Consider the following 16,422-nt stretch of genomic DNA (forward strand, 5'->3'; position numbering starts at 1 on the left):
CAGGAGCGGCTGCGTCCGCTCAGCCGGGTGCGCCTGTCAGGCAAATAGTCGCGCCTGCGCGGTAAAGTTAGCGCCGATCCGCGCACCTAATCTCCTCTCAATCACAAATATAAGTGAGAGGGGATTACGATGCGAAAGTTCATTGCTGTGGCGGCAACTTCCATAGCCGCTTTGACTGCGTCTCAGTCAGCCTATGCTCAGGAGCCGGAACGGGGGCCAAGTGATGCGGCGCAAGGGCAGGGGCAAAGCGAGCCCCGCCGTGCGGGCATGGAAGAAATCGTTGTCACCGCCACCAAGGTGGCCACCAATGTGCAGGATGTGCCGATCGCGATCACCGCGATAACCTCCGATGCGCTGGAGGAACGCGGGCTGCAGACAGCTTCTGATCTTGGCGCAATCGTACCGAATGCCACTTTCCGAAAATCACAGGGGATCTATGGTCCCGCCGTTTCGGTCTATCTGCGCGGTATCGGCCAGACCGACCCGCAATTTTCCGGCGAGCCGGCCGTCGCCTATTACATAGACGACGTCTATTATCCCTTCCTGTTCGGGTCGCAATTCGACCTGCTCGACCTCGACCATGTCGAGGTGCTACGTGGTCCGCAGGGCACACTGTTCGGTCGCAATTCGATCGCTGGCGCGGTCAATATGGTGAGCAAGACCCCCAGCCTGACGGATGCCAGCGCATTCGTCGAAGTAACGGTCGGGTCCTATGATCGCCGGGATGCCAGAGCGGGCTTTTCTGTCCCTGTGACCGATAATCTGGCGCTGGGCGCGTCCTTCGTATCGAAGAAGCGCACCGGCTATCAGGACATGGTGGATTTCAGCTGCCAGATGTACAAGGACGGCACGCCTGAGCTGGCCGGATCTTTCCCTTTTCAAACTCCGAAGACGACCTTCGGGCCCGGACAGGAACCGGATAGCTGCGTTTTCGACCATCTGGGGGGCGAGGATACGCGGGCGATCAGAGGATCGCTCTACTGGGAGCCGACCGATGGTGTCTCGCTCTCCATCTCGGCCGATTATCTTGATCAGAATGACGAGATTACGGCGGAATATATCTTCGAAACCGATTATGCGCAGACCACGACACGCGGCAATTTCGTCACCGCTTTCGATCAGTTTTCCATCCCCGGGGAGACGCCATTCCGATGGGATGAGCGCTTTGAAACGGGCGACCCCTACAAGACCTATGACAATTACTGCGATGCCTTCCCGGCCGGGACCAACATTGAGGGCAATACCTATTACAACGGTTCGGTTTTCCGCGGCGGCAAGTGCTATGGCAACACGGTTCCGCTCAAAAACCGGGGCGTGCAGGGCAAGCTGATCGTTGGCCTGACAGACAGCGTCGATTTCACGGCCATTGCAGGCTGGCGGGCGCTCGACATGTCCTTTGGCGCGGCCTCGGATGGAACGCCGCTGAATGATTCCATCATCTTCCATTCCTATGATGAAGATCATGTCACGGGCGAATTGCGCCTGACCGGCCAGCATGACTGGCTCGATTGGGTCGGGGGCGTGTTCTATTACAAGGGCACGGCCCTGCACCTGGGGCAGCCGCAAGGCGTCAGGGCAGGGACCCAGCGGTATCAGACCGATACCTATAAGCCCGAATCCATCGCCGGTTACGCCAATGCCATTCTACGCCCGACCGACCGGCTCAGCCTGACGGGTGGCCTGCGCTATTCGGATGACAAGAAGGTCGTCGATTTCAACAGCATCAATGATGGCACGCCTCCCGGCCAGACCGAATTCGTTGCCGGGGGTGTCAGCACGATCTTCGACATCACCATTGCCACCAAACGGTGGGACTGGAAGGCGGGGATCGATTATGAACTGACGCCGGATGTGCTTGTCTACGCCTCGGCGGGGTCGGGATATCGCCTGCCGGGCTTCAACGCGCGGCCGTCACAGCCCGGGCAGGAGGGGCAGACGGCGGGCGAGGCCCTGATCAGCTATGAAATAGGGGCCAAGGCCGAGCTGCTGGATCGGCGTTTGCGGCTCAATGTTGCCGTATTCCAGATGGATTTCACCGAACGACCGGCGGGTTTCTCCGGCCAGGAGGCCCAGCTGACCGATGATCTGCAAGGGTTCGTGCCGGGGGATTCCACGGTTGTGCCCGATGGCCCGGCCGGCACATCCTACAGCGATGCCTTCAGCAGTTGCCGCCCCTATGATGCCGGGACCGACGGGCCGCGCAATGTTGACGGCGGGGTGGGTGTCAATTGCGTCGCCCGGGCGTTTAATTATGCGCTGGCTGATGGAACCATCAGGGGCTTCGAAGGGGAAATCGAGGCCGAACCCATCGATGGGCTGCGGATCAACGGATCGGTCGGCTATAATACATTCAAAGCACCCGATCTCGATCGCCGCACCTCGGTTCCTGACTGGACCGCGAGTGGCGGGATTCAGTACGACATCCGCACCGACATGCTGCACGGCACGATCACGCCGCGCCTCGATTGGTTCTACACCGGCAAGATCGCCTATAATTCGGCTCTACCCGAATATGACGGACCAGCCTATTCGGTGTTCAACGGCCGGATTACCTACGCCAATGAAGACCATGATTTCGAAGTCGCGCTGGGTGCGACCAATCTCTTCAACAAGTTCTATTATCGCCAGAAAATCATCTTCCAGGCCTTCGGTCTGCCGACCAATCTTGGTCAGCCAGCGCCGCCGAGGGAATGGTATCTGAGCTTCAAGAAACGTTTCTGATGTTCATCCCCGGTCGGCCCACGCGCCGGCCGGGGCTTTGTTTGCTGCCGGTGCACAATGCTGCGCCTGAATAGGAGGCGGCGTGACCGTTTGGGGAAAAGAAAAGACTATGACGCTGCGGCTGTTCGACACGCATGCCCATCTGATCGCTGATGATTGGGACGCTTACCCGGCACAAGCTTTCACGGCGGATCTGCCGGTGCCCGATCGCCCCGATTATACGATGACGGCCGATCATCTGATCACGCTGATGGACCGGCATTCCGTCAGGCGGGCCTGCCTGGTGCAGCGGGGTCATGTCTATGGCTATGACAACAGCTACATCATCAATTCTGCGCATCGTTATCCCGAGCGACTGCATCCGGTGGTGATCCTCGACACGCAAGACCCGGACACGCCGACACGTTATCATCGCATGGTGCGCGATGATCATGTCGCTGGTTTCCGCATGGCCAATAGCCGCCCGTGGCTCCTCGATACGGCCTGGCTCAGCTCACCTGCGGCGATGGACGTCTGGCGGATTTGCGCGGATCTGGGCACGCCCGTCACGCTGATCTTCTTCATGAACCAATTGCCGTACCTCCTGCCGCTGCTGAAGATGCTGGCGCAGGAATTCGCCGATTTGCCGATTATTCTGGATCACGGCGCGATGCCGTTCGGCATGACACAATATGAGGTCGCGCTGGCCGAGGAAGCGGGGCGGGCGGTGACCATGCCGGCACCACCCGATTTCGGTATCGATACCACAATCGCGATCTTTGAAGATGTGCCCAATGTTCATTTCAAGATCACCGAAATCAATATGGAGCGGCTGATCAAGGCAGACCGGCTACCGCAGCATTTGCTGCGCCGGATGGTCGACAGTTTCGGCCCGGATCGCCTCATTTGGGGCTCCGACATCGGGCAAAGCATGTTGTGGGACTATGCCGAAAAGGTTTCCATGGCGCAGCAGGCTACGCAGTGGCTGACAGAGGCGGAAACGGCCCGCTTTCTGCATGACAATGCTGCCCGGCTCTATGGTTTCGGGGACGCGTGAGATGCTCCGCGATCGCTTCCGCTGCCGCCCGAACGCGCAAACCCGAACGACAAGGCTCGCATTCTTGACCGTACCGTCTCGCGTCCGGTTTTCGTTTGCTCCGCATCTGGCGCGGCCAATAGTCTTGGCAGGCCATCCGACCTGCCGATTGAACCGCGTGCGGATGGCGGAAGGATGCAGACTATGAATGGCAATGGATTCATGCTGTCACGGCGCAAGGCGTTACTGGGCGGGTCAATCGCGGGCACGGCGCTGTTCGCGCATCTGGCGACCGCACGCAGTGTGCCCAATCCGGCAAAATTCGCCGCGCCTCCGCGCCAGCTGAAGAATGTCGAACATGACATAGTCTATCGGCGCGAGGATGAATTCTCTGGCTGGCCGCACACCAGTGGGTTCTGGAATCTCGGCGGGGGGGAGTTGCTGCAGAACTTCATCACGATTGCGACCGATTACGGTTCGGCCAATGCCATCAGCCATGACAATATCGGGCGGGGCAGTGGCGGGGAAATGCGGATGGTGACGGTCCGTTCGCGCGATTATGGTCGCAGCTGGTCGGCGCCGGTCTACAACGCCTATGACGCACTCGACCCGGATATGCGCGATGCCGCCTCTCTGGAGGATATCGGGCCGCTTGATTTCCTCGACCCCCGCCTGCTGGTGGCCAATAACAGTTCTGATTTCGGAACGCCGGAGGGGCGGAGCGCGGTTCGCATATCCAAAGATGGGGGGCGGCGCTGGAGCCCGCCATTCGATCTGCCCCTGGACGGACTTCATTCGCTGAGCGCGATCAACTCCACCACCATCAGGCCAGACGGCCGGGCCTTGCTATTCCTGATCGAAGTCGATGAAACGGGCTGGGTCCGCCACCCGCTTGTCTATGGCAGCATGGATGATGGGCGCGGTTTTCACTTCATTTCGCGCATCACACCGCGGCAGGACCCGATGGGGCAGGCTGCTGGAGACTGGCAGAGCAGCTATCGCTTCGGCGGCCATCGCTGGTTCTATCCGCGTGGCTACATGCTGCCGAGCGGACGCATCCTGTGCGTGCTGCGCAGTCAGCGCGATCCGACCGGCGTGATGTGGTCGGAAGTCTGGAACAGCGATGATGGTGGCCGCACCTGGGGTTTCCTGAGCCGGATCAATGATTTCGGCGCGCCGACGAGTCTGGTGCCGATGCCGGATGGCCGGGTGGTCGCGGTGTATGGATACCGCCTCGCGCCGCAGGGCATCCGCGCCCGGGTCAGCGATGATGGCGGTGAAAGCTGGGGCGGGGAACTGATCATCCGCGATGACGGCGGGAGCTGGGATCTCGGCTATCCGAACGCCTGGGCGATGGAGGACGGCAAGATTGGGGTGCTTTATTACTTCAACAGCCGAAACGATCCGAAGCAGGTGAATGGCGGTGTCCGTCACATCGCCCGCAGTATTTTCTCGGTCGATTGAAGGGGCAGGCCTCATGGTAGACAGTGCAGCCATCATTAAATCCTATGCGGCGCCTCACGCGCCGTCTTCGCTCGACCATGCGGTGGTCTATCGCCGTGAAGATGAGTTCTGTTCCTGGCCCTATACCAGCGGTTTCTGGGAGAATGGGGAGGGTACGCTCATCGCAAATTTCTCCGCTCGGACGGTGAAATATGCCAGCGGTGACGAGATCAATCACGATGCGTTGGAAGCGGGAAGCGGTTCTGACCCAAAAACAGTGACGGTGCGCTCGCACGACCGGGGCCGGACATGGGATGGCGACGATCCGCAGATCAACATGTTTTCGGGCATTGTCGAACGCGGGGCCGATGTCGCGGCTTCGCTCCAGCCCTGGGCACCGATCGATTATCTCGATCCGCAATTATTGGTGGCCAATGCCAGTGTGGGCGGTTTCGCCGTGAAGGAATCGCGCGGTACGGTCAGGATTTCCAAGGATGGCGGGGATAGCTGGACACCGCCAGTGATCCTGCCGCTCGACGGACTGGTTTCGACCACAGGAATTCATTCCACACTGGTGCGGCCTGACGGGCGCTGCCTGCTGTTCATGTTCGAAGTGGACAAGGACAATGCCAATCGCCATCCGCTGGTCTATCGCAGCACTGCGGATGGCACGCAGTTCCATTTCATGTCCTATATTACCCCCCAGAGCGACCCCAAATGGAATGTCGCCGGGGACTATGCCGGCAGCATCCGCTTCATCGGTCATCGCTGGTTCTATCCGCGCGGTTATCTGCTGCCCACGGGCCGGATGCTGTGTTCGCTGCGCTGCCAGCGTGATCCGCGCGGTGTCATGTGGACCGAAATCTATTACAGCGATGATGGCGGTGAAACCTGGGATTTTCTCAACCGGATCAATGATTGGGGTGCGCCGGCCGATCTGGTGGTGATGCCTGATGGCCGGGTTGTGGCGGTCTATGGCTACCGCCTCGCGCCGTCCGGTATTCGCGCCAGCGTCAGCGAGGATGGCGGGCGGACCTGGGGGCCCGAACTGATCATTCGTGACGATGGCGGGAGCTGGGATCTGGGCTATCCCAATGCCTGGGTTGCAGGCGATGGGCAGGTCGGCACGCTCTATTATTTCAACAGCAAGAATGACCGGGTGAAGGCCAATGGCGGTGTCCGCCATATCGCCCGCTCGATCTTTTCGATCGATTGACATGGCAAAGACTGACAAAATTTCCGCATCCCGTGTCTCGCGCCGTGCGGCGCTGATCGGGGGCGGCCTGGCGGGCTGCACTCTCGGGCTCGGCATAGCGCGGGCTCAGGCGACTTCTGCGCTGATCCGCACCGACTGGAAGCCGGAAAAGGCGCGCGGTGCCGAACATTTCGTGGTCTATCGCAATGACCGTGAATTCGCCGCCTGGCCCTTCTATTGCGGATTGTGGCAGGTGCAGGACGGATCAATCCTCGCCGGGTTCAAGCGCGTTCCTTCGGATTATGGCCGCCCGGATGCCGTCGATCACACCAATCTCACCCGAAATATGGGGGAGATCGTGGTGATACGCTCCGCAGATGGGGGCCGGACGTGGGATCAGGATTCCATCGTTCCGATCTTCGACATGCGGATCAGGGAAGTCAGCGATTTTCCCGGCGGCGCGCGCGCGGATTGGTCAGATCTTCCCGCGCTCGACTTCACGAGCCGCGACACGCTGATCATGGGCGGCGGCATCCCGGCTCTGTTCGCACCCAATGCCCAAGGATGGATGCGTGCTTCTACCGATGGCGGGCGGACATGGCGGCCCCACACGCTGCTGCCGATGGATGATTTCGCCTCGATCTCGCTGCCGGGATCGAGCATGTATTCGGTGCGCGGTGATGGCACGATGCTGCTGGGCGTGCATACCAATGCGGAAGGCGCGCAGGGGCCGCGTCCGATCATCTATGCGTCGCAGAATGGGCGCGATTTTCACTATCTCGGTTCGATGATCCCGTTCGAACCGCGCAATCCCTATTATCCCGGCGGCTCGCCCTTTGCGGCGGCGCCGCATTTCTATCCCCGGCCGGTGGTGCTGAAAGACGGAAGGGTGATCGCGTCGCTGCGTTATCAGCGCGATGCGCGTTACGACATCTGGACTGAAATCCACGAAAGTCTGGACGGTGGCCGCACATGGCGCTGGCTTTCGCGCGTGAATGACTGGGGGGCACCGGGAGATCTGGTCCCGATGGCGGATGGCCGCGTGGTCTGCGTCTATGGTTTCCGCAACATGCCCTCTGGCATCCGCTACCGGGTGAGCGAGGATGGCGGTGCCAGCTGGGGGCGCGAGATGATCCTGCGCGATGACGGGGGGAGCTGGGATCTGGGCTATCCGCGCGTGATCGAGATCGCGCCGGGCCGCTTGCTCACCACCTATTACATCAATCTGAAGAGTGATCCGATCCAGATGAATGGCGGCGTGCGCCATATTGCCTGCACGATTTTTGAACCCTGAGCGGAGAGACACCAATGCGATATTTCAAGCAGAGCCGCGCGCTGGCGCAAATGTCTCTCGCCATGCTGCTCAGTTTTGCGCTGGCCGCCTGCAGCACTATTGCACCGGCCCGGACAGCGCTTTCCGAACAGCATGTGCAAATACAGGCGGCCGATGGCATCACCGATGCGCTGCTGTTCATGCCTCCGGGGGAGGGGCCATCTCCGGCGGTGCTGGTATGGCCTGATCTGGCCGGATTGCGCCCGGTCTATAACGCAATCGGCCGCGATCTTGCGCAGCAGGGATATGTGGTTCTGATCCCGAATAATTTTTACCGCAGTGCGGATCTCGATGGGAGTGCCGGTGCTGGTGCCGGTGCTGGGGCCGGTGCGGGGGAAGGGACGGGCAATCTCACCCGTGAGGTGATGATGGAGCGGCTGCGGGACTGGCGCGCTGCGGCCAGTGACGCGGCGATTGACCGCGATGCCGCGGCCTATGTCGCCTATCTTGACGGGCTTGGCCGCGTCGACACGGCGCGGCGCATCGGCGTGATTGGTTACAATGTCGGGGCGGCCCATGCCTTTCGCGCTGCAGCGGCCATGCCTTCGCGTATTGGTGCGGTGGCAGTAGCCCATCCGCTTGGCGTAGCGACGAGCAGGCCCAACAGTCCGCATTTGCTGGTCGGTCAGACTCAGGCTGCCTATCTTGTCGCGACGGCCCGGCCCGATGATGAGCGCGAGCCTGAAGATAAGCGCGATCTGGCCAATGCCTTTGCCGCTGCCGGTCTTGAAGGTGATGTGATCGTGCTCGATGCCGGGCATGGGTTCGCGCTGCCCGACAATGACAATTATGATGAAGCCGCCGCAGCGGAATTTCAGCGGCGCACTTTGGCTCTGTTCCAGCGCGCTTTGCGTTAAACCTGCGCGATCAAAGCGCCGATCAAGGCAAGTCGCGCGCGCTTTCCCCCGTTAGCCAGACAGAATGGCGGATTTCGGAACATAATCGGGTCCGCTCCGGAGAATCTTGGGGAGAGGGTTATTATGATCAACCGCCGTCATTTCATCGGCACCGGCATGGCCGCTGCCGGTATCGCCGCCTTACCGGCTTCGGCCTTCGCGCATGTCATCAAGCCGTCTTTCAAACTCTTTGACACGCATGCGCATTTCTACACCAATGACGTGGACAAATACCCCTTCAATTCGCGCACGGCGCGTTACGGGCCGGAGATCATGGTCGCCAAGGCGATGCGTTTCCCGCAGACGCCCAAAGAGGTTTTCGCCTTCTGGGACGAGGTTGGCATCGCCAAGGGAGCGGGCGTGCAATATTCCAGCACCTATCGCTTCGATAACAGCTATCTGCTCGACATTGCGGCTGAATATCCCAACCGGATCGTGCCGGTGGTCATCCTCGACCCGGTCGATGCGGAAACACCCGCGACGCTAGAGCGGATGGCGAGCGAAAACCGCATCGCCGGTGTCAGGTTTACCGGCGTTCCGTCTGATGGCGAATTTGTCTTTCTGAGCGATGCCGCCGCGCCGGCATGGGAAGCGGCCAACCGCCTTGGTCTGGTGATCGTTCTGATGCCGATCGGGGGCGATACGGCGCAGGCGATGGCGCAGGTTGCCAAACACGCCGATAAATATCCCAATGTGAATATCGTGCTCGACCACATCGGCTTTCCGCGGCCCGCCGATTTGCCGGAGACCTGGGGGCTCACGCCGCAGCATCTCGCGCTCGCCGATCATGACAATGTCTATTACAAATACACGACTCTGCTGATCGAGCAGCTCCATGAAGCGGGGGTCGAGGAAAAGCCGTTTCTCGAATTCATGGTCAAGACCTTCGGCGCGGATCACATGGTCTGGGGCAGTGATGTCGGCAATACGCCCGGCAGCATGTTTGGCTGGGTCCAATATGCGCTGGCCTCTGCCGAAGGGCTGTCGCTGGCTGATCGCAAGGCGCTGTTCTGGGATACGGCCGAACGCACCCATGTGCCGGGTGGCCGCGGGCGCGCCTGATCGGTTTGAAGCCAGGCCGGGATCTCTCCCCCCGGTGTAAGGCCAGGCCGGCAGTTGCTCCGCATGGAGACGCTGCCGGCCTTTTTTTGATGTCATAGTCTGGAGCTTACCATGATTGCTACCGATCCGCTTTTTTCACTGGCGGGGAAGACCGCCCTCATCACCGGCGGCACAAGCGGCATCGGGGCGATGATTGCGCAGGGGCTGGTGCGCCGCGGTGTCACCACATTCATCACCGGGCGCGATCAGCAGCGGACTGCAGAATGCGCCGCACAGTTCAGCCAGGAAGGGGGCACCTGCATGCCCCTCGCGGCGGATCTGGAAGCGCCAGACGGCGCGCAGCGACTGGCGGAGGATTTCGCCGCGCGGGGGAAGGCGCTGAACATCCTCATCAACAATGCGGGCGCCGCCGCAGAAGGGAGTCTGGCGAAAAGCAGTGTGGAGGATTGGGATATCGTGATGAATGTGAATGTGCGGGCGGCGTTTTTCCTGTCACGCGCATTGCTGCCGCAATTGCGGCAAGCGGCCAGCGCGGAGGATCCGTCACGGATCATCAACACCGGATCGATCGGCGGGCTGCACATCCCCAATTGGGAAGCCCATTCCTATGGCGCATCGAAAGCCGCCTTGCATCATCTGACCCGCTCGCTCGCCAAGGCGCTGGGCCCCGATCATATCACCGTCAACGCAATCGCGCCGGGGCCATTCCCGTCCCGGCTGACCGATACGGGCTCTGACGCGGTACAGAAAAGCGTCGCCACCTATATTCCGCTGGGCCGCCCGGGCGAGGCCGCCGATGTGGAAGGCGCCGTCACCTTCCTCGCCTCGCGCGCGGGGGCCTATGTCAATGGCTGCACACTGCCGCTCGATGGCGGCTATATAGCGGCGCTTTGAGCGGGAAGGGCGGGCCAGCGTGCGGGCCGTTAGGGGCGGGGATAGTCTGCGGCGTTGAGCACCCATCCCGGCATGTCGGAGAAATCTTCGCGGGGAGGGGAGAAGATATCGACCAGAACATTGCTTTCCGGGTCAGTGGGGGCGGATGTGTGGATCACCTTGGGCGGGATCACGCAGACGGAGGGGGAGAGGCACTTCTCATGCTCATCCTCGCGCCATTCATGCTGATTGGCGATCCAGGGCCAGCGCATATGGTGCATGTAATAGCCTTCCAGCGCGAGCGAGCATTGTTCGAAATCATCATGCTGATGCGGTGACAGTTTGGTCACGTCACGCGGCCCTTGCGCCGGGAAGACATTCACCATGAAGGTGGTGCAGCGGAAGATCTTGCCAAAGCGGCCCTCTTCGTCGGGGACATCCAGACTGTAGCTGCGGATTTTCCATCCATCTGCGGGTTTCGGCCAGGGTTCGAAAGCGGGAATTTGTGGATGTGAGCCCGCATAATTGTCGCCATTGGGGGCCATGGCGGTGACATCAGGAGATTGGGTGGAGATGAGGCGGACAATCCGCCCGTCTGCCTTCACCGTGATGGCACTGTCGCCCGGCGGGATGATGGTGAGCGAATAGCCTGTCACCTCCTGCACCTCGCCATTGGCTTCGACCGTTGCCGCCATGTCCCGGTCATGCAGCAGCAGGACATATTCATCGACCTGACCCTTGCGCTCAAAACGCGCGCCGGCAGTCACTTCGGAATAACACACCACGAAATTCTGGCCCCGGGTGTACCAGTCCTTATGATCGGAAGCCTGCTCTTGCGGCGGGGTTTCATAATAGCGGGCATAGGTCGAATTGCCGAAGGCTGAGGAGGGCCCGTCTCCCTGTCCGGCCGTGGCCAGTTTTGCGCGCGGATCGTCAGCTTCATACATTGCCATCATATGCTCCGTCGGGTGTTTTTCTAAATTTCAGGGCGCAGGTCACGGCAAGAAATGCCGGAGGCCCTGTTCTGGTGAAGAGGTATAAACGGCGTCGCTACGCGGCAATCACGGATGCGGGGCAGGGCCGCAGCAGGAAAGACATCGATCCGCCTTGAACAAGTGACGCCGTCATTTTCATGACCGCTTGCGGGCCGAGGTGACGAGTTCCGCCGCCGCTTTACCGAACAGGGTGAGATCATTGCTCACCATCACCAGCGAAAAACCCATATCGAGATAAAGCTGCGCATCCTCGGGGTTTGCCGCCGCCGCTGCGGACAGAATACCCGCGTCCTTTGTAACCGCGACCATGCGCCCGGTCAGTGCCCGCACCTCCGGGTCATGCGCCGGTTTGCCGCTGGAAAGATAAAGATCGCCATGCCCGATAAACAGGCCGTCGACATGCTCCAGCTGCGCGAAATCTCGCGCGGATTCGAGTGATTGCCAGTCTTCCAGTTGAACGATGCGGGCGCATTCATGGGTTCCGCGCGCGAGGTAATCCTCCATCGCGCCGAGGCCCCATTGGCCAGCGCGCGAGGTGGTGCCAAGCCCGCGTTCTCCGGCGGGGGCGAAGGTCATGCGCCGGGTGAGCGACTGCGCGATGGCAGGGGCGGTCACGCGGGGGATCAACAGCCCGTCCGCGCCGCCATCCAGCAAAGGCTGGATCGTCATGCCGGAATGATCGGGCAAGCGCACCAGTGCCGCCATGCCGCAGCTTTGCGCGCAAAAGACCAGCTCCACGGCGCGTTGCAGCGAGTGGGGGGCATGTTCCATATCCACGACCACGAAATCGAAACCCGCCTGGCCGAGCATCTGGACCGTTTCGAAGCTGGGCAGCTTGACCCATGTGCCCAGCAAACCGCGATCTGCCGCATGCGCTCTGGTGAGGAAATTCTGCATCATTTCAGCTCCTGCCGCCGGTTAGCGCTGCTGTTCATCGAGTGAACGGGCGTGATTGCTGGCAAGGTCCAGATAATGCGCGGTCTGGTCGGCCAGCGCGGCCCGCTCCACGCCGCTCAGGCTGCGCATGGGTTTGGCTGGTCTGCCGGCCCAGATCTCGCCCGGGGGAATGGTCTTTCCGGGCGCGAGCAGGGCACCTGCGGCCAGCATCGCTTCAGAAGAAATCCGCGCACCATCCATCACGATGGCGCCCATGCCGACAAAGCCCCGATCCTCCACCGTACAGCCGTGCAAGATCGCCATATGGCCCACCAGCGCATCGGCCCCGATGATGGTGTTCAGCACATGGCCCTGCTGCCCCTCGCGCGGTGCTTCGACATGAATCACCGTGCCATCCTGAACATTGCTGCGCGCCCCGATCACGATGCGGCCGATATCGGCACGCAGCACGCAATTATACCAGATGCTGGCTTCGGGGCCGATTTCGACATTGCCGATGATCTGCGCACCCGGGGCGATAAAGGCACTGGGATGGATCGCAGGTGTGCGGCCGAGATAGGGATGAATGTGCTGTTCTGAATGACGGGTCATGCGGTTCTACTGCACGCCGGAGAGCCTTCAGGAAAAGCACAGACCGGCCGATTGCCGATCCTGCCACGAGATAGCGCCGTCTGAGGCAAATTCGCCCCTCGTCACCCGGTAGTCAGCCGCTCCCAAGCGCGCGATACACAGTGTCACATCGACAGGATTGCTGCGCGGCCCGGGCCGCCAGTTTTATTGGGAGACGGGCCGTGGGAAATCGCAACAGACTTGACCTCTATCACGCACGCTGCGTGCGCATTGGTGCCGGGGTGCTGGCGCAATGTGCACTGGATTGCGCCGCCACGGGGGCGCGGCGCGTGCTGATCGTGACGTCGGCGCCGATTGCCCGCCTAGCCGATGAATTGAGCGAGCATCTTGCCGAGCAGGGGCTGACGAGCACGCTGTTCAAGGGGCCGGATGGTGAACCGACCAGAGCGGATCTGAGCGCTGCGCTCACCAGTGCGCAGGATTTTGGCGCTGATTTCATAATCGGGCTGGGCGGTGGCAGTGCCATGGATGTGGCCAAGCTCGTCGCGGCGCTGTTCGGTGAAAGACAGACATTTGACGAGGTGGTGGGGACCGGGCTGCTGGCCGGGCGCGCGCTCCCGCTGGCATGTATCCCCACCACTGCCGGCACGGGCAGCGAGGTCACGCCGATTGCGATCCTTGAAGATGAGGCCGCCCAATTGAAGAAGGGCGTGGTCAGCCCCTTCCTGATCCCCGATTTTGCCTATCTTGACCCTCAATTGACGGTCACCATGCCGCGCAAGGTTACCGCCTCGACCGGGATCGATGCGCTCACCCATTGTATCGAGGCCTATGCCAATCGCCTGGCGCATCCCGTGGTCGACAGTTGGGCGCTGGAAGGCATCCGGCTGATCGGCGAAAATCTGGAAATCGCCTGCAATGAGCCCGACAATCTTTCCGCGCGGGAAAACATGCTGATTGCCAGCCATCTGGGCGGGATGTGCCTGGGGCCGGTCAACACGGCGGCGGTCCATGCGCTGGCCTATCCGATGGGCGGTGAATTCCATGTCCCGCATGGCGTCGCCAATTCGCTGCTGTTGCCGCATGTCATCCGGTTCAACGCGGAGGAAGCGCCCGAGCGTTACGCCAGAGTGGCGCATATGTTGGGCGTGGCCGATAGCGGCGATGCCGCTCGCGATGCCGCTGCCGGGATTGCGCGGATCGAGGATCTGTCCGCCGGTGTGGGGATCGATCGCCGGCTGCGCGATGTCGGTATCAGTTCGAATGCTCTGCCCGGCATGGCGGCGGCGGCGATGACGGTGCAGCGCCTGTTGCAGAACAATCCGCGGGAAATGAATGAGGAGCAGGCGCTCAGGATCTATGAGGCCGCACTGTAAGGCTGGCGCGGTTAAAATCGTCACCCGCCGTTTAGTGCAAATGCTTCGTCCGCCGCAGATAAGCCATCTTCCCCTCCAGGTGAGAAAGGAGCGGAGAAACCTCACGCGGGAGATAGCAAGGCAATGGACGACCTTCTGAAGCTCAATCAAGATCTGGCACTGCAGCTGGCCGATTACTGGCACGAAATCGACTTCAATGGCGGCATTGGCGCGAAGGCCTATTATACGAAGGACGCGGTCTTTCACGGTCAGTTTGCATCCTATGAAGGGCGCGACAAGATCCAGCAGTTCTATGACTGGCGGCGTGAGCGCGGTGCCCGGCTCTCGGTTCACAGCTTCACCAATTTCCGCGCGCGTTTCACGGCAGACAAGGAAGCGGAGGCGACCAATTTCCTGTTTCTCTACGCGGGTGATGGGGAAAAGGTTCTGCCCAGCCATGTACCGGTGACGATCTCGCTCGCCACGGACCGCTATGTGCGCGCTGACGATGGCCGGTGGCTATGCACTTATCGGCGCTTCGAACATCTTTTCGAAAGCGATACGCCGGTCACCAATCCCTCCCTGAATGATGACAGCCAATGAGCATGGCCCGCGGTGAACTCGCCGAAAGCGATCTGCTCGTCACGCGCTGCCTGATCGGCGGTAAATGGGTGGCGGGCGACAATGCGCCGATTTCCGTTACCGACCCTTTCACGCAGGAGGCCTTTGCCACTGTTCCCCGGTTGGGCGCGGCGGAAACCGAGCAGGCCATTGCCGCCGCCGCCGATGCGCTGCCCGCATGGGCGGGCAGGACTGCGCAGGAACGCGGGCGCATTCTGCGCCGCTGGTACGAATTGCTGATGCACCATGAGGAAGACCTTGCCCGGCTGATCACGCGGGAAAACGGCAAGACCCTTTCCGAAGCGCGCGGTGAGGTCGCTTATGGGGCGGGCTTCATCGAATTCTACGCCGATGAGGCAACGCGGACGCTGGGTGAAGTCATTCCCGCGCCAGTGCCCGGCCGCCGGCTGCTGGCCGAACGCGAACCCGTGGGGGTATGCGCCGCCATCACGCCCTGGAATTTCCCGCTCGCCATGCTGACGCGCAAGGTCGGGCCGGCACTGGCGGCAGGCTGCGCCATGGTGGCAAAGCCCGCCTCTGCGACACCCTTATCCGCTTTGGCATTTGCCAAATTGGGGGAGGAAGCCGGCGTCCCGGCAGGTGTGCTGAACGTGGTGACGGGGGCCGCCGGGAAAATCGGCGACGCGATTACGGCTTCGGCGACCGTGCGCAAATTGTCTTTCACGGGATCGACCGAGATTGGCGAGCAACTCTATGCGCAATGCGCGGGCACCATGAAGCGCCTGTCGCTGGAGTTGGGCGGCAATGCTCCCTTGCTGATTTTCGACGATGCGGATCTGGATACTGCCGTGGAAACCGCATTGGTGGCGAAGTTTCGCAACAGTGGCCAGAGCTGCATCGCGGCCAATCGGATCTATGTCCAAAAGGGGCTGCATGACCAGTTTCTCTCCGCCTTTGCCGAGAAGGTGGGCGCCATGAAAGCAGGTGACGGTTTTGACGATGCCAGCGATATCGGCCCGCTGATCGACAGCGCTGCGGTTGCCAAGGTAGCAGAACATCGGGACGCGGCGCTGGGCGGCGGGGCGCGTTTGCTGGCGGGTGGCGGCGATCCGGGCGGACAGATGTTTGCCCCGACATTGCTGGCTGATGTGGCACCCGATGCGCAGCTCGCCTGCGAGGAAACCTTCGGCCCGCTGGCCGGTGTGATCGCTTTCGATACGCTGGAAGAGGGGCTGGATATGGCCAATGCCACGCCTTTTGGGCTGGCCGCCTATCTGTGTGCGCGCGACCCGCAGGTCATCGCCCGGATAACGCGGGGCATCGAAAGCGGGATGCTGGGGATCAACACCGGACTGATTTCCACCGCGCATGCCCCGTTTGGCGGGGTGAAGATGTCAGGCCTTGGGCGTGAGGGATCGCATCACGGGATCGCGGAATATCTGAACATCAAATATGTCTGCCAGGCCGGGCTGTAAGGATCGGGCA

The 16,422-nt window shown here is 61.3% G+C and carries 14 protein-coding genes; 11 read left to right on the forward strand and 3 right to left on the reverse strand.

Going from position 1 to position 16,422, the window contains the following annotated elements; genetic code table 11:
- The first annotated feature begins 129 nt into the window (after positions 1–129).
- The 8 genes from GRI91_RS15095 (at position 130) to GRI91_RS15130 (ending at position 10,559) form a co-directional block, all read left to right on the forward strand.
- Positions 130–2,721, forward strand: a complete 2,592-nt coding sequence (locus tag GRI91_RS15095) for a TonB-dependent receptor (RefSeq protein ID WP_160737540.1) — start codon at positions 130–132, stop codon at positions 2,719–2,721.
- 82 nt (positions 2,722–2,803) lie between these two features.
- Positions 2,804–3,757, forward strand: a complete 954-nt coding sequence (locus GRI91_RS15100) for an amidohydrolase family protein (protein WP_337190390.1) — start codon at positions 2,804–2,806, stop codon at positions 3,755–3,757.
- A gap of 183 nt (positions 3,758–3,940) precedes the next feature.
- A complete protein-coding gene (locus GRI91_RS15105) occupies positions 3,941–5,200 on the forward strand; it encodes a sialidase family protein (RefSeq protein WP_160737541.1) in 1,260 nt (419 codons plus the stop codon).
- A gap of 13 nt (positions 5,201–5,213) precedes the next feature.
- Positions 5,214–6,395 (forward strand): sialidase family protein, encoded by a 1,182-nt coding sequence (locus tag GRI91_RS15110; RefSeq protein ID WP_160737542.1) that lies wholly within the window; start codon positions 5,214–5,216, stop codon positions 6,393–6,395.
- 1 nt (position 6,396) lies between these two features.
- Positions 6,397–7,668 (forward strand): sialidase family protein, encoded by a 1,272-nt coding sequence (locus tag GRI91_RS15115; protein ID WP_160737543.1) that lies wholly within the window; start codon positions 6,397–6,399, stop codon positions 7,666–7,668.
- 14 nt (positions 7,669–7,682) lie between these two features.
- Entirely contained in the window at positions 7,683–8,564 is an 882-nt protein-coding gene (locus tag GRI91_RS15120) for a dienelactone hydrolase family protein (protein WP_160737544.1), read from the forward strand.
- Positions 8,565–8,687: 123 nt separating this feature from the next.
- Positions 8,688–9,665, forward strand: a complete 978-nt coding sequence (locus GRI91_RS15125) for an amidohydrolase family protein (protein WP_160737545.1) — start codon at positions 8,688–8,690, stop codon at positions 9,663–9,665.
- Between the two features lie 111 nt (positions 9,666–9,776).
- Entirely contained in the window at positions 9,777–10,559 is a 783-nt protein-coding gene (locus GRI91_RS15130) for an SDR family oxidoreductase (RefSeq protein ID WP_160737546.1), read from the forward strand.
- A 29-nt stretch (positions 10,560–10,588) separates the two neighbouring features.
- Here GRI91_RS15130 and GRI91_RS15135 read toward each other — a convergent pair whose 3' ends face one another.
- From GRI91_RS15135 to GRI91_RS15145, 3 genes are all read right to left on the reverse strand, one after another.
- Positions 10,589–11,485 (reverse strand): cupin domain-containing protein, encoded by an 897-nt coding sequence (locus tag GRI91_RS15135; protein WP_160737547.1) that lies wholly within the window; start codon positions 11,483–11,485, stop codon positions 10,589–10,591.
- A 183-nt stretch (positions 11,486–11,668) separates the two neighbouring features.
- Positions 11,669–12,433 (reverse strand): HpcH/HpaI aldolase family protein, encoded by a 765-nt coding sequence (locus GRI91_RS15140; protein WP_160737548.1) that lies wholly within the window; start codon positions 12,431–12,433, stop codon positions 11,669–11,671.
- An 18-nt stretch (positions 12,434–12,451) separates the two neighbouring features.
- Positions 12,452–13,021, reverse strand: a complete 570-nt coding sequence (locus GRI91_RS15145) for a gamma carbonic anhydrase family protein (protein ID WP_160737549.1) — start codon at positions 13,019–13,021, stop codon at positions 12,452–12,454.
- Positions 13,022–13,221: 200 nt separating this feature from the next.
- Between GRI91_RS15145 and GRI91_RS15150 the strand changes: the two genes are divergently transcribed.
- From GRI91_RS15150 to GRI91_RS15160, 3 genes are all read left to right on the forward strand, one after another.
- The gene (locus tag GRI91_RS15150; protein WP_160737550.1) at positions 13,222–14,376 is read left to right on the forward strand and encodes an iron-containing alcohol dehydrogenase; all 1,155 of its coding nucleotides are present in this window, start codon (positions 13,222–13,224) and stop codon (positions 14,374–14,376) included.
- A 123-nt stretch (positions 14,377–14,499) separates the two neighbouring features.
- A complete protein-coding gene (locus tag GRI91_RS15155) occupies positions 14,500–14,958 on the forward strand; it encodes a nuclear transport factor 2 family protein (protein WP_160737551.1) in 459 nt (152 codons plus the stop codon).
- A complete protein-coding gene (locus GRI91_RS15160; RefSeq protein ID WP_160737552.1) occupies positions 14,955–16,412 on the forward strand; it encodes an NAD-dependent succinate-semialdehyde dehydrogenase in 1,458 nt (485 codons plus the stop codon). The genes GRI91_RS15155 and GRI91_RS15160 overlap by 4 nt, the downstream gene beginning before the upstream one ends.
- The last annotated feature ends 10 nt before the right edge of the window (positions 16,413–16,422 follow it).

Origin of the sequence: Altericroceibacterium endophyticum (assembly GCF_009827595.1) — a bacterium.
Lineage (GTDB): Bacteria > Pseudomonadota > Alphaproteobacteria > Sphingomonadales > Sphingomonadaceae > Altericroceibacterium > Altericroceibacterium endophyticum.